Annotated in this window: 22 protein-coding genes; all 22 read left to right on the top strand. The window is 58.5% G+C overall.

Features of this window, described 5'->3' with window-relative positions:
* The first annotated feature begins 192 nt into the window (after window positions 1–192).
* The 22 genes from rpsJ (at window position 193) to secY (ending at window position 10,723) form a co-directional block, all read left to right on the top strand.
* Window positions 193–504, top strand: a complete 312-nt coding sequence (gene rpsJ / locus HMPREF3014_RS04190; protein WP_003103876.1) for a 30S ribosomal protein S10 — start codon at window positions 193–195, stop codon at window positions 502–504.
* An 82-nt stretch (window positions 505–586) separates the two neighbouring features.
* Entirely contained in the window at window positions 587–1,222 is a 636-nt protein-coding gene (rplC, locus tag HMPREF3014_RS04185) for a 50S ribosomal protein L3 (RefSeq protein WP_003103877.1), read from the top strand.
* A 13-nt stretch (window positions 1,223–1,235) separates the two neighbouring features.
* Window positions 1,236–1,838 (top strand): 50S ribosomal protein L4, encoded by a 603-nt coding sequence (gene rplD / locus HMPREF3014_RS04180; protein WP_003093737.1) that lies wholly within the window; start codon window positions 1,236–1,238, stop codon window positions 1,836–1,838.
* Window positions 1,835–2,134 carry a 50S ribosomal protein L23 gene (gene rplW / locus HMPREF3014_RS04175; RefSeq protein WP_003093736.1) on the top strand — a complete coding sequence of 100 codons (300 nt, stop codon included), beginning with the start codon at window positions 1,835–1,837 and terminating at the stop codon, window positions 2,132–2,134. The genes rplD and rplW overlap by 4 nt, the downstream gene beginning before the upstream one ends.
* An 11-nt stretch (window positions 2,135–2,145) precedes the next feature.
* Window positions 2,146–2,967, top strand: coding sequence for a 50S ribosomal protein L2 (gene rplB, locus HMPREF3014_RS04170; RefSeq protein WP_003103878.1), 822 nt, complete (start codon window positions 2,146–2,148; stop codon window positions 2,965–2,967).
* Between the two features lie 16 nt (window positions 2,968–2,983).
* Complete coding sequence (gene rpsS, locus HMPREF3014_RS04165; RefSeq protein WP_003093734.1) at window positions 2,984–3,259, top strand: 30S ribosomal protein S19; 276 nt, start codon at window positions 2,984–2,986, stop codon at window positions 3,257–3,259.
* Window positions 3,260–3,271: 12 nt separating this feature from the next.
* Complete coding sequence (gene rplV, locus HMPREF3014_RS04160) at window positions 3,272–3,604, top strand: 50S ribosomal protein L22 (RefSeq protein ID WP_003103908.1); 333 nt, start codon at window positions 3,272–3,274, stop codon at window positions 3,602–3,604.
* Window positions 3,605–3,616: 12 nt separating this feature from the next.
* A complete protein-coding gene (gene rpsC / locus HMPREF3014_RS04155) occupies window positions 3,617–4,303 on the top strand; it encodes a 30S ribosomal protein S3 (protein WP_003093727.1) in 687 nt (228 codons plus the stop codon).
* An 11-nt stretch (window positions 4,304–4,314) separates the two neighbouring features.
* Window positions 4,315–4,728, top strand: a complete 414-nt coding sequence (rplP, locus tag HMPREF3014_RS04150; RefSeq protein WP_003093723.1) for a 50S ribosomal protein L16 — start codon at window positions 4,315–4,317, stop codon at window positions 4,726–4,728.
* Window positions 4,728–4,919 carry a 50S ribosomal protein L29 gene (gene rpmC / locus HMPREF3014_RS04145; protein ID WP_003093720.1) on the top strand — a complete coding sequence of 64 codons (192 nt, stop codon included), beginning with the start codon at window positions 4,728–4,730 and terminating at the stop codon, window positions 4,917–4,919. Before rplP ends, rpmC begins: the two co-directional genes overlap by 1 nt.
* Window positions 4,920–4,921: 2 nt before the next feature.
* Complete coding sequence (gene rpsQ, locus HMPREF3014_RS04140; RefSeq protein ID WP_003093717.1) at window positions 4,922–5,188, top strand: 30S ribosomal protein S17; 267 nt, start codon at window positions 4,922–4,924, stop codon at window positions 5,186–5,188.
* A 23-nt stretch (window positions 5,189–5,211) separates the two neighbouring features.
* Window positions 5,212–5,580 (top strand): 50S ribosomal protein L14, encoded by a 369-nt coding sequence (gene rplN, locus HMPREF3014_RS04135; protein ID WP_003093714.1) that lies wholly within the window; start codon window positions 5,212–5,214, stop codon window positions 5,578–5,580.
* A gap of 12 nt (window positions 5,581–5,592) precedes the next feature.
* Window positions 5,593–5,907 carry a 50S ribosomal protein L24 gene (rplX, locus tag HMPREF3014_RS04130; RefSeq protein WP_003093711.1) on the top strand — a complete coding sequence of 105 codons (315 nt, stop codon included), beginning with the start codon at window positions 5,593–5,595 and terminating at the stop codon, window positions 5,905–5,907.
* A 19-nt stretch (window positions 5,908–5,926) separates the two neighbouring features.
* A complete protein-coding gene (gene rplE, locus HMPREF3014_RS04125; RefSeq protein ID WP_003093703.1) occupies window positions 5,927–6,466 on the top strand; it encodes a 50S ribosomal protein L5 in 540 nt (179 codons plus the stop codon).
* 13 nt (window positions 6,467–6,479) lie between these two features.
* Window positions 6,480–6,785, top strand: coding sequence for a 30S ribosomal protein S14 (gene rpsN / locus HMPREF3014_RS04120; RefSeq protein ID WP_003093701.1), 306 nt, complete (start codon window positions 6,480–6,482; stop codon window positions 6,783–6,785).
* 189 nt (window positions 6,786–6,974) lie between these two features.
* Window positions 6,975–7,367 carry a 30S ribosomal protein S8 gene (gene rpsH / locus HMPREF3014_RS04115; protein WP_003093700.1) on the top strand — a complete coding sequence of 131 codons (393 nt, stop codon included), beginning with the start codon at window positions 6,975–6,977 and terminating at the stop codon, window positions 7,365–7,367.
* 11 nt (window positions 7,368–7,378) lie between these two features.
* On the top strand, window positions 7,379–7,912 hold the full coding sequence (gene rplF, locus HMPREF3014_RS04110) for a 50S ribosomal protein L6 (RefSeq protein WP_003093699.1): 534 nt from the start codon (window positions 7,379–7,381) through the stop codon (window positions 7,910–7,912).
* 10 nt (window positions 7,913–7,922) lie between these two features.
* Complete coding sequence (rplR, locus tag HMPREF3014_RS04105) at window positions 7,923–8,273, top strand: 50S ribosomal protein L18 (RefSeq protein ID WP_003093698.1); 351 nt, start codon at window positions 7,923–7,925, stop codon at window positions 8,271–8,273.
* A gap of 3 nt (window positions 8,274–8,276) precedes the next feature.
* Entirely contained in the window at window positions 8,277–8,777 is a 501-nt protein-coding gene (rpsE, locus tag HMPREF3014_RS04100; RefSeq protein ID WP_003093697.1) for a 30S ribosomal protein S5, read from the top strand.
* A gap of 2 nt (window positions 8,778–8,779) precedes the next feature.
* Entirely contained in the window at window positions 8,780–8,956 is a 177-nt protein-coding gene (gene rpmD, locus HMPREF3014_RS04095) for a 50S ribosomal protein L30 (protein WP_003093696.1), read from the top strand.
* A 3-nt stretch (window positions 8,957–8,959) separates the two neighbouring features.
* Window positions 8,960–9,394, top strand: a complete 435-nt coding sequence (gene rplO, locus HMPREF3014_RS04090) for a 50S ribosomal protein L15 (RefSeq protein ID WP_003093695.1) — start codon at window positions 8,960–8,962, stop codon at window positions 9,392–9,394.
* Window positions 9,395–10,723, top strand: a complete 1,329-nt coding sequence (gene secY / locus HMPREF3014_RS04085; RefSeq protein WP_003093694.1) for a preprotein translocase subunit SecY — start codon at window positions 9,395–9,397, stop codon at window positions 10,721–10,723. It begins immediately after the preceding gene.
* Window positions 10,724–10,744 lie beyond the last annotated feature (21 nt).

Genomic DNA, 10,744 nt, shown 5'->3' with positions numbered 1-10,744 from the left:
GTTGGCGCCGGCGTGGTTGCCAAGATCATCGAGTAATCGCTGATCCTGCCATCAGAAAAGGGGCCCTCCGGGGCCCCTTTTTTCGTTCGTTGGTTAAATATTGACACCCTGTGGGGGCATCCGTACAATTGCGCCTCCTTTTAACGGGCGTAGTCCGTCCGTTGGGAATGGTAAATTGGAGTCTGAGGTCAAATGCAAAACCAACAAATCCGGATTCGGTTGAAGGCTTTTGACCATCGCCTGATCGATCAATCAACCCAGGAAATCGTGGAAACCGCGAAACGTACTGGTGCTCAGGTGCGTGGTCCAATCCCTCTGCCGACCCGCAAGGAACGTTTCACCGTGCTGATCTCTCCGCACGTCAACAAAGATGCGCGTGATCAGTACGAAATTCGTACACATAAGCGTGTACTGGACATCGTCCAGCCGACGGATAAAACCGTCGATGCGCTGATGAAGCTCGATCTTGCTGCAGGCGTTGAAGTACAGATCAGCCTCGGCTAATGCCTTCGGCATTGGTCGTGTAACGCTCTGAAATGGGCGGCCATAGCGGGTGAAAGCCCCGTACACTCAAGAGGTTTACAACATGACAATTGGTGTTGTCGGTCGTAAATGCGGCATGACCCGCATTTTCACCGAGGAAGGTGTCTCTATTCCGGTTACGGTCATCGAGGTCGAGCCGAATCGCGTCACCCAGTTCAAGACTGAAGAAACCGATGGCTACCGTGCAGTGCAAGTCACCGCCGGCGAGCGTCGTGCTTCTCGCGTTACCAAAGCGCAAGCTGGTCACTTTGCCAAGGCGAATGTCGCCGCCGGTCGCGGCGTGTGGGAATTCCGTCTGGGCGAAGAGCAGTATGCCGCTGGTGACCAGATCACTGTCGATCTGTTCCAGGCAGGCCAGATGGTAGACGTTACCGGCGAGTCCAAGGGTAAGGGCTTCGCGGGCACCATCAAGCGCTGGAACTTCCGTGGTCAGGATAACACCCACGGTAACTCCGTTTCCCACCGCGTCCCGGGTTCCATCGGCCAGTGCCAGACTCCTGGTCGAGTGTTCAAGGGCAAGAAAATGTCCGGTCATCTGGGTGCGGAGCGGGTAACCGTTCAATCCCTGGAGATCGTGCGCGTCGATGCTGAACGCAATCTGCTGCTGGTCAAGGGTGCCGTTCCCGGCGCTACCGGCGGTGATGTGATCGTGCGTCCGGCAGCCAAGGCTCGCGGTTAAGGGGGAAGCTGAGATGCAATTGAATGTGAACGGCGCTCAGGCTATCGAAGTCTCCGAGCGTACCTTTGGTGGCGAATTCAACGAGACCCTGGTGCACCAGGCAGTCGTGGCCTACATGGCTGGCGGCCGTCAGGGCAGCAAGGCGCAGAAGACTCGCTCCGAAGTCTCTGGTGGTGGCAAGAAGCCGTGGCGTCAGAAGGGCACCGGTCGTGCTCGTGCTGGCACCATCCGTAGCCCCATCTGGCGTGGGGGCGGCACCACTTTCGCCGCTAAACCGCGTAGCCACGAACAGAAGCTGAACAAGAAGATGTACCGCGCAGCACTGCGCTCCATCCTTGCCGAGCTCGTTCGTCTGGACCGTCTGGTCGTCGTTGCCGACTTCGCTGTCGATGCACCGAAAACCAAGGGCCTGGTTGCCAAGCTGGACACCCTGGGTCTGAAAGACGTGCTGATCGTGACCGATGGTGTCGACGAGAACCTGTACCTCGCTGCGCGCAACCTGGCGCACGTCGATGTACGTGATGTCCAAGGTTCCGACCCCGTCAGCCTGATCGCCTACGACAAGGTGCTGGTCACCGTGTCCGCCGTGAAGAAGTTCGAGGAGCTGCTAGGATGAACCAGGAACGCGTATTCAAAGTGCTGCTTGGTCCGCACATCTCCGAGAAAGCCACGGGTCTCGCGGACGGCAAGAGCCAATTCGTTTTCAAGGTTGCCACCGATGCAACCAAGCTGGAAATCAAGAAGGCCGTAGAAAGCCTGTTCAGCGTGAAGGTACAGCGCGTCACTACCCTGAACGTCAAGGGTAAGACCAAGCGCACCGCTCGCGGTCTGGGCAAGCGTAACGACTGGAAAAAAGCGTACATCGCTCTCCAGCCGGGCCAAGATCTCGATTTCGCCACCAGCGCTGAGTAAAGGGGTGCATCATGGCAATCGTTAAGTGCAAACCGACTTCCGCTGGTCGTCGCTTTGTCGTCAAGGTGGTGAATCAGGAGCTGCACAAAGGCGCTCCCTACGCACCGCTGCTGGAAAAGAAATCCAAGTCTGGCGGCCGTAACAACAACGGTCGTATCACCACCCGTCATATCGGTGGTGGTCACAAGCAGCACTACCGTCTGGTCGACTTCCGTCGCAACAAGGATGGCATCCCTGCCATCGTTGAGCGCGTCGAATACGATCCGAACCGCACTGCACACATCGCTCTGCTGAAGTATGCAGACGGCGAGCGTCGCTACATCATCGCCCCCAAGGGCGTTGCTGCAGGTGACCAGCTGATCTCCGGTATCGGTGCGCCGATCAAGGCAGGCAACAGCATGCCTCTGCGCAACATCCCGGTGGGTAGCACTGTTCATGGTATCGAGCTGAAGCCGGGTAAAGGCGCTCAGATCGCTCGCTCCGCTGGCGCTTCCGCCCAGCTGGTCGCGCGTGAAGGTGCGTACGTAACCCTGCGTCTGCGCTCCGGTGAAATGCGTAAAGTCCTGGCTGAGTGCCGTGCGACCCTGGGCGAAGTCTCGAACTCCGAGCACAGCCTGCGTTCGCTGGGTAAAGCCGGTGCTACGCGCTGGCGTGGTGTTCGCCCGACCGTTCGCGGCGTGGCGATGAACCCGGTCGACCACCCGCATGGTGGTGGTGAAGGCCGTACCTCTGCTGGTCGTCATCCGGTATCGCCGTGGGGTCTTCAGACCAAGGGTAAGAAGACTCGCTCGAACAAGCGTACCGATAACATGATCGTCCGCCGCCGCAAGTAAATAGAGGGATACCACAGTGCCACGTTCACTGAAAAAAGGTCCGTTTATCGATCTTCACCTGTTGAAGAAGGTCGAAGTCGCGGTGGAAAAGAACGACCGCAAGCCGATCAAGACCTGGTCGCGTCGTTCGATGATTCTGCCGCATATGGTTGGTCTGACCATCGCCGTGCACAACGGCCGTCAACACGTACCGGTTCTCGTCAACGAGGACATGGTCGGCCACAAACTGGGCGAGTTCGCCGCTACCCGCACCTACCGCGGGCATGCTGCGGACAAGAAAGCCAAGCGTTAAGGGGTAAGGAAGATGGAAGTAGCCGCTAAGCTGTCGGGCGCTCGTATCTCCGCCCAGAAAGCCCGCTTGGTCGCCGACCAGATCCGCGGGAAGAAGGTGGGCGAAGCGCTCAACCTCCTGGCTTTCAGCAGTAAGAAAGCCGCCGAGATCATGAAGAAAGTGCTGGAGTCGGCCGTTGCCAACGCTGAGCACAACGAAGGCGCCGATGTGGATGACCTGAAGGTCTCCACCGTCTTCGTCAACGAAGGTCGTTCGCTCAAGCGCATCATGCCGCGTGCCAAAGGCCGTGCTGATCGCATCGTGAAGCGGTCTTGCCATATCACGGTCAAGGTTGCGGACAAGTAACGGAGTCGACAGATGGGTCAGAAAGTACATCCCAATGGCATTCGCCTGGGTATCGTCAAGGAGCACACCTCCGTTTGGTACGCAGACCGCAAGAACTATGCGGATTACCTGTTTGCCGACCTGAAGGTGCGTGAGTACCTCCAAGACAAACTAAAAAGCGCGTCCGTAAGCCGTATCGATATTCATCGTCCGGCTCAAACCGCACGCATCACCATCCACACCGCTCGTCCCGGCATCGTGATCGGCAAGAAAGGTGAAGATGTTGAGAAACTGCGCCAGGACCTGACCAAGCAAATGGGTGTGCCCGTGCACATCAACATCGAGGAAATCCGCAAGCCGGAACTCGATGCCATGCTGGTTGCGCAGAGCGTAGCCCAGCAGCTGGAGCGTCGCGTAATGTTCCGTCGCGCCATGAAGCGCGCCGTACAGAACGCCATGCGCATTGGTGCCAAGGGCATCAAGATTCAGGTCAGCGGTCGTCTGGGTGGGGCTGAAATCGCCCGTACCGAATGGTATCGCGAAGGTCGTGTGCCCCTGCACACCCTGCGCGCCGATATCGACTATGCCACCTACGAAGCGCACACCACTTACGGTGTGATCGGTGTCAAGGTTTGGATCTTCAAGGGCGAGGTCATCGGTGGCCGCCAGGAAGAGCTGAAGCCGGTAGCACCCGCTCCTCGTAAAAAAGCTGCTAGGTAAGGAGTACGCAAATGCTGCAACCCAAGCGTACGAAGTTCCGCAAACAAATGACCGGCCACAACCGTGGTCTGGCTCATCGTGGTAGTAAGGTCAGCTTCGGTGAGTACGCACTGAAGGCCACTAGCCGTGGCCGCCTTACTGCTCGTCAGATCGAGTCCGCGCGTCGTGCGCTGACCCGTCACGTGAAGCGTGGCGGCAAGATCTGGATCCGCGTATTCCCTGACAAGCCTGTCACCAAGAAGCCCCTCGAAGTTCGTATGGGTAAAGGTAAGGGTGGGGTCGAGTACTGGGTAGCCCAGATCCAGCCGGGCAAGGTCCTGTACGAGATCGAGGGTGTTTCCGAAGAGCTGGCGCGTGAGGCTTTCGCCCTGGCTGCTGCAAAGCTGCCCCTCGCCACCTCCTTTGTTAAGCGGACGGTGATGTGATGAAAGCGAATGAACTTCGTGAAAAATCCGTTGAGCAGCTGAACGAGCAACTGCTCGGCCTGCTGCGCGACCAGTTCAATCTGCGCATGCAGAAAGCAACTGGCCAGTTGGGGCAGTCTCACCTGCTCTCGCAGGTTAAGCGCGACATCGCTCGCGTTAAAACTGTGCTCAATCAGCAAGCAGGTAAGTGATCATGGCTGAAGCTCAGAAAACCGTCCGTACGCTGACCGGCCGCGTCGTCAGCGACAAAATGGACAAGACCGTCACCGTACTGATCGAGCGTCGCGTCAAGCACCCGATCTACGGCAAATACGTCAAGCGTTCGACCAAACTGCACGCACACGACGAATCCAATCAGTGCCGCATTGGTGACCTGGTCACCATTCGCGAAACCCGTCCGCTGGCCAAGACCAAGGCCTGGACCCTGGTTGATATCGTTGAACGCGCGGTGGAAGTCTAAGGACTAGGGGTCGGAGAAATTATATGATTCAGACTCAATCCATGCTCGATGTCGCTGACAACAGCGGCGCGCGTCGTGTGATGTGCATCAAGGTGCTCGGCGGTTCCCACCGCCGTTACGCCGGCATCGGCGACATCATCAAGGTCACCGTCAAGGAAGCGATTCCGCGCGGCAAAGTGAAGAAGGGCCAGGTCATGACTGCCGTGGTCGTTCGCACCAAGCACGGCGTACGTCGTACCGACGGTTCCATCATCCGCTTCGACGGCAACGCCGCCGTCCTGCTGAACAACAAGCAGGAGCCGATCGGCACCCGTATCTTTGGGCCAGTGACTCGTGAACTCCGTACCGAGAAGTTCATGAAGATCGTCTCGCTCGCCCCCGAAGTGCTGTAAGGAGTAGCCGTCATGCAAAAGATTCGTCGTGACGACGAAGTAATCGTCATTGCCGGCAAGGACAAGGGCAAGCGTGGCAAGGTGCTGAAGGTTCTCGCTGACGACCGTCTGGTCGTCGGCGGGGTGAACCTGATCAAGCGCCACACCAAGCCCAATCCGATGCTCGGCCAACAGGGCGGTATCGTCGAGAAGGAGGCGCCTCTGCACGTCTCCAACGTCGCCATCTTCAATACTGAAACCAGCAAGGCTGACCGCGTTGGCTTCAAGGTAGAAGACGGTAAGAAAATTCGTGTCTTCAAGTCGACCCAGAAACCGGTTCAGGCTTGAGGCTGCTAGGTAGATCACCATGGCACGATTGAAAGAAATTTATCGGAAGGAAATCGCGCCCAAGCTGAAAGAAGAGCTTCAGCTGGCGAACGTGATGGAAGTTCCGCGCGTTACCAAAATCACCCTGAACATGGGTCTTGGCGAGGCGGTCGGTGATAAGAAGATCATCGAGAACGCCGTAGCCGATCTGGAAAAGATCACTGGTCAGAAGCCGGTCGTGACTTACGCTCGTAAGTCCATCGCAGGCTTCAAGATCCGTGAAGGCTGGCCGATCGGCGTCAAGGTCACCCTGCGTAGCGACCGGATGTACGAGTTCCTGGATCGTCTGCTGTCCATCTCCCTGCCGCGCGTGCGTGACTTCCGCGGCCTGAATGCCAAGTCCTTCGATGGTCGCGGCAACTACAGCATGGGCGTGAAAGAGCAGATCATCTTCCCGGAAATCGATTACGACAAGATCGATGCGCTGCGTGGCCTGGACATCACCCTGACCACCACCGCTCGTACGGATGACGAAGGTCGCGCCCTGCTGCGTGCTTTCAAATTCCCGTTCCGTAACTGATTGGAGTAGGAACATGGCTAAAGAGAGCATGAAGAACCGCGAGCTGAAGCGTCAGCTGACGGTAGCCAAGTACGCCAAGAAGCGTGCCGAGCTGAAAGCGATCATCGCTAATCCGAACTCCTCTGCGGAAGAGCGTTGGAATGCCCAGGTCGCCCTGCAGAAGCAACCGCGTGACGCCAGCGCCAGCCGCCTGCGTAACCGTTGCCGCCTGACCGGTCGTCCGCACGGCTTCTACCGCAAGTTCGGCCTGAGCCGTAACAAGCTGCGCGAAGCCGCCATGCGCGGCGACGTACCGGGTCTGGTGAAAGCCAGCTGGTAATCGCAGCGAACGGTGTCGCCAGTCGGCACCGTTGATCGCGACATCGAATCAAGCCCCTCATGGGGCTTGATTCGTTTTGGCGTGATCTCTAGAATACCCGGCTCCCCTGAGCCTGGGTTTGTTTCGCCTGGCGTTTATGGGCGAATTGAAGTTGAAGGCTTATTCTTTTGTATCAGGAGCGTTAAGCCCATGAGTATGCAGGACCCGTTAGCAGACATGCTAACTCGCATCCGTAATGCCCAGATGGCTGAAAAGACCGTCGTAAGCATGCCGTCCTCGAAACTGAAAGCGGCGGTAGCCAAAGTCCTGAAGGACGAAGGCTATATTGCGGATTTCCAGATCAGCTCGGAAGTAAAACCCCAGCTGTCCATCGAACTGAAGTACTTCGAAGGCAAGCCTGTCATCGAAGAGGTCAAGCGCATCAGCCGTCCTGGCCTGCGTCAGTACAAATCCGTTGAGCAACTGCCGAAAGTTCGTGGCGGCCTCGGTGTGTCGATCGTCTCCACCAACAAAGGTGTGATGACCGATCGTGCTGCCCGTGCTGCTGGTGTTGGCGGCGAAGTGCTCTGCACTGTGTTCTAAGGGGAATCAGCATGTCTCGCGTTGCTAAGAACCCCGTCAAGCTGCCTGCCGGCGTTGAAATCAAACTGGCTGGTCAGCAACTGTCCATCAAGGGCGCCAAAGGTGCTCTGGAGCTCAAGGTCCATCCTTCGGTCGAAGTGATCCAGGACAGCGGTGAGCTGCGTTTTGCTGCGCGTAACGGCGACCAGCAGACTCGCGCCATGGCTGGTACCACCCGTGCTCTGGTGAACAACATGGTAGTCGGCGTCAGCCAGGGCTTCGAGCGCAAGCTCCAGCTGGTCGGCGTTGGTTACAAAGCGCAGGCCAAGGGCCAAGTGCTGTCCCTGTCCCTCGGCTTCTCCCATCCGGTTGATTACGAACTGCCGGCCGGCATCGTCGCTGAGACCCCCAGCCAGACCGATATCCTGATCAAGGGTATCGACAAGCAGCTGGTCGGTCAGGTTGCTGCCGAAATTCGCGACTTCCGTCCGCCGGAGCCTTACAAAGGCAAGGGCGTGCGTTACGCCGACGAAGTCGTCCGTCGTAAAGAAGCCAAGAAGAAGTAGGGCATAGCAAATGAGCGTCAAGAAAGAAACCCGTCTGCGTCGCGCTCGCAAGGCACGCCTGAAGATGCGCGAGCTGGAAACCGTACGCCTCTGCGTGTACCGCTCTTCCCAGCACATTTACGCCCAGGTCATTGCGGCCGACGGCGGCAAGGTCCTGGCCAGCGCCTCGACCCTGGACAAAGACCTGCGCGAAGGTGCCACCGGCAACATCGATGCAGCCAAGAAAGTTGGTCAACTGGTCGCCGAGCGCGCCAAAGCGGCCGGCGTCACCCAGGTGGCGTTCGATCGTTCTGGCTTCAAGTACCACGGCCGTGTGAAAGCGCTGGCTGATGCCGCTCGTGAAGGCGGACTGGAGTTCTAAGTTATGGCAAACAACGAGCAAAAGCGCGACGAAGGCTACATCGAGAAGCTGGTTCAGGTTAACCGCGTCGCCAAAACCGTAAAAGGTGGCCGTATCTTCGCTTTCACCGCACTGACCGTGGTGGGTGATGGCAAGGGTCGCGTTGGTTTCGGTCGTGGCAAGGCGCGTGAAGTGCCGGCCGCCATCCAGAAAGCAATGGAAGCCGCTCGCCGCAACATGATCCAAGTCGATCTGAACGGCACCACCCTGCAGTATCCGACCAAGTCCGCCCATGGCGCCTCCAAGGTGTACATGCAGCCGGCTTCGGAAGGTACCGGCATCATCGCCGGCGGCGCCATGCGTGCCGTTCTGGAAGTGGCTGGTGTGCAGAACGTCCTGGCCAAGTGCTATGGCTCCACCAATCCGGTGAACGTGGTTTACGCCACCTTCAAGGGCCTGAAGAACATGCAGGCTCCGGAAGCAGTAGCGGCCAAGCGTGGCAAGAGCGTCGAGGAGATTCTCTAACCATGGCAACTGTCAAAGTCACTCTGGTCAAGAGCCTGAACGGCCGTCTGGCCAACCACAAGGCTTGCGTCAAGGGTCTCGGCCTGCGTCGCATCAATCATACCGTCGAAGTTCAGGACACTCCTGAGAACCGCGGCATGATCAACAAGGCCTACTACCTGCTGCGTGTGGAGGGTTAATCCATGCAACTGAACGATCTGCGTTCCGCGCCGGGTGCCCGTCGCGAAAAGCACCGTCCGGGCCGTGGCATCGGTAGCGGTCTGGGCAAGACCGGTGGCCGTGGTCACAAAGGTCTGACCTCCCGCTCCGGTGGCAAGGTCGCTCCGGGCTTCGAGGGTGGTCAACAGCCTCTGCACCGTCGCCTGCCGAAGTTCGGCTTCGTTTCCCTGAAGGCCATGGATCGTGCTGAAGTACGCACCTCCGAGCTGGCCAAGGTCGAAGGCGACGTCGTCAGCCTGCAGACCCTGAAGGATGCCAACCTGATCAACCAGCACGTACAGCGCGTCAAAGTCATGCTGTCCGGCGAAGTTGGTCGTGCGGTCACCCTGAAAGGTATCGCCGCCACCAAGGGTGCGCGTGCGGCTATCGAAGCAGCTGGCGGTAAATTCGAGGACTAAATGGCTAAGCAAGGTGCTCTCTCTGCGCTAAGCAACGGCGGTCTGTCCGAGCTCTGGGCACGTCTGCGTTTCCTGTTCCTGGCGATCATCGTCTATCGGATCGGCGCGCACATCCCAGTTCCGGGCATCAACCCCGATCGCTTGGCGGCACTGTTCCGGCAGAACGAGGGGACCATTCTTAGCCTCTTCAACATGTTTTCCGGCGGCGCGCTGGAGCGCATGAGTATCTTTGCACTGGGGATCATGCCGTACATCTCGGCATCGATCATCATGCAGCTCATGACCGCTATCAGCCCGCAGCTGGAGCAGTTGAAGAAAGAGGGTGAGTCTGGGCGTCGCAAGATCAGCCAGTACACCCGCTACGGTACTGTAGTCCTGGCACTGGTCCAGGCCATCGGCATGTCCGTTGGCCTGGGCAGCCAGGGCGTAGCCTTCTCCAACGACTTCGGCTTCTACTTCGTGGCTGTCACCACCTTCGTGGCTGGTGCCATGTTCATGATGTGGCTGGGCGAGCAGATCACCGAGCGCGGTGTCGGCAACGGCATCTCGATGTTGATCTTCGCTGGTATCGTTGCAGGCCTGCCGCGCGCCATCGGTCAGTCTTTCGAGTCTGCCCGTCAAGGTGACATCAACATCTTCGCCCTGATCGGCGTCGGCCTGCTGGCCGTGGCGATCATCGCGTTCGTGGTGTTCATCGAGCGTGGCCAGCGTCGCATCGCGGTGCATTACGCCAAGCGCCAGCAAGGCCGCAAGGTGTTTGCAGCGCAGACCAGCCATCTGCCGTTGAAGGTGAACATGGCGGGTGTGATTCCCGCGATTTTCGCCAGCAGTATCCTGCTGTTCCCGGCGTCCCTGGGCTCCTGGTTCGGTCAGTCGGAAGGCTTGGGTTGGTTGCAGGACGTCGCGCAAGCGATCGCTCCGGGGCAGCCGCTGAACATCTTGCTGTTCACTGCAGGGATCGTTTTCTTCTGCTTCTTCTATACAGCGCTGATGTTCAACCCGAAGGACGTGGCGGAGAACCTCAAGAAGTCCGGTGCATTTATTCCGGGCATCCGTCCGGGCGAACAGTCCGCTCGCTACATCGATGGCGTGCTGACCCGTTTGACCATGTTCGGTGCTCTGTACATGACGGCTGTCTGCCTGCTGCCCCAGTTCCTGGTGGTTGCGGCGCACGTGCCGTTCTATCTTGGCGGGACCTCGCTGTTGATCGTGGTCGTGGTTGTCATGGACTTTATGGCCCAGGTGCAATCTCACCTCGTTTCTCACCAGTATGAATCCCTGATGAAGAAAGCCAACCTGAAGGGCTACGGCAGCGGCATGCTGCGCTGATAGACCCGTAAGGTTCGAGGA

It is taken from the genome of Pseudomonas sp. HMSC065H01, assembly GCF_001815235.1.
Classification (GTDB): Bacteria; Pseudomonadota; Gammaproteobacteria; order Pseudomonadales; family Pseudomonadaceae; genus Pseudomonas; species Pseudomonas aeruginosa.
This window is presented reverse-complemented; position numbering and strand designations above follow the sequence as displayed.

What these genes read in the sequence shown, in the direction of transcription:
- rpmC (WP_003093720.1), top strand. Translation starts at nt 4,728, where the DNA reads ATGAAAGCGAATGAACTTCGTGAAAAATCCGTTGAGCAGCTGAACGAG.
- rpsE (WP_003093697.1), top strand. Translation starts at nt 8,277, where the DNA reads ATGGCAAACAACGAGCAAAAGCGCGACGAAGGCTACATCGAGAAGCTG.
- rplP (WP_003093723.1), top strand. Translation starts at nt 4,315, where the DNA reads ATGCTGCAACCCAAGCGTACGAAGTTCCGCAAACAAATGACCGGCCAC.
- secY (WP_003093694.1), top strand. Translation starts at nt 9,395, where the DNA reads ATGGCTAAGCAAGGTGCTCTCTCTGCGCTAAGCAACGGCGGTCTGTCC.
- rplF (WP_003093699.1), top strand. Translation starts at nt 7,379, where the DNA reads ATGTCTCGCGTTGCTAAGAACCCCGTCAAGCTGCCTGCCGGCGTTGAA.
- rpsJ (WP_003103876.1), top strand. Translation starts at nt 193, where the DNA reads ATGCAAAACCAACAAATCCGGATTCGGTTGAAGGCTTTTGACCATCGC.
- rpsN (WP_003093701.1), top strand. Translation starts at nt 6,480, where the DNA reads ATGGCTAAAGAGAGCATGAAGAACCGCGAGCTGAAGCGTCAGCTGACG.
- rpsH (WP_003093700.1), top strand. Translation starts at nt 6,975, where the DNA reads ATGAGTATGCAGGACCCGTTAGCAGACATGCTAACTCGCATCCGTAAT.
- rpmD (WP_003093696.1), top strand. Translation starts at nt 8,780, where the DNA reads ATGGCAACTGTCAAAGTCACTCTGGTCAAGAGCCTGAACGGCCGTCTG.
- rpsQ (WP_003093717.1), top strand. Translation starts at nt 4,922, where the DNA reads ATGGCTGAAGCTCAGAAAACCGTCCGTACGCTGACCGGCCGCGTCGTC.
- rplO (WP_003093695.1), top strand. Translation starts at nt 8,960, where the DNA reads ATGCAACTGAACGATCTGCGTTCCGCGCCGGGTGCCCGTCGCGAAAAG.
- rplC (WP_003103877.1), top strand. Translation starts at nt 587, where the DNA reads ATGACAATTGGTGTTGTCGGTCGTAAATGCGGCATGACCCGCATTTTC.
- rpsC (WP_003093727.1), top strand. Translation starts at nt 3,617, where the DNA reads ATGGGTCAGAAAGTACATCCCAATGGCATTCGCCTGGGTATCGTCAAG.
- rplX (WP_003093711.1), top strand. Translation starts at nt 5,593, where the DNA reads ATGCAAAAGATTCGTCGTGACGACGAAGTAATCGTCATTGCCGGCAAG.
- rplE (WP_003093703.1), top strand. Translation starts at nt 5,927, where the DNA reads ATGGCACGATTGAAAGAAATTTATCGGAAGGAAATCGCGCCCAAGCTG.
- rplN (WP_003093714.1), top strand. Translation starts at nt 5,212, where the DNA reads ATGATTCAGACTCAATCCATGCTCGATGTCGCTGACAACAGCGGCGCG.
- rplR (WP_003093698.1), top strand. Translation starts at nt 7,923, where the DNA reads ATGAGCGTCAAGAAAGAAACCCGTCTGCGTCGCGCTCGCAAGGCACGC.
- rplW (WP_003093736.1), top strand. Translation starts at nt 1,835, where the DNA reads ATGAACCAGGAACGCGTATTCAAAGTGCTGCTTGGTCCGCACATCTCC.
- rplV (WP_003103908.1), top strand. Translation starts at nt 3,272, where the DNA reads ATGGAAGTAGCCGCTAAGCTGTCGGGCGCTCGTATCTCCGCCCAGAAA.
- rplD (WP_003093737.1), top strand. Translation starts at nt 1,236, where the DNA reads ATGCAATTGAATGTGAACGGCGCTCAGGCTATCGAAGTCTCCGAGCGT.
- rplB (WP_003103878.1), top strand. Translation starts at nt 2,146, where the DNA reads ATGGCAATCGTTAAGTGCAAACCGACTTCCGCTGGTCGTCGCTTTGTC.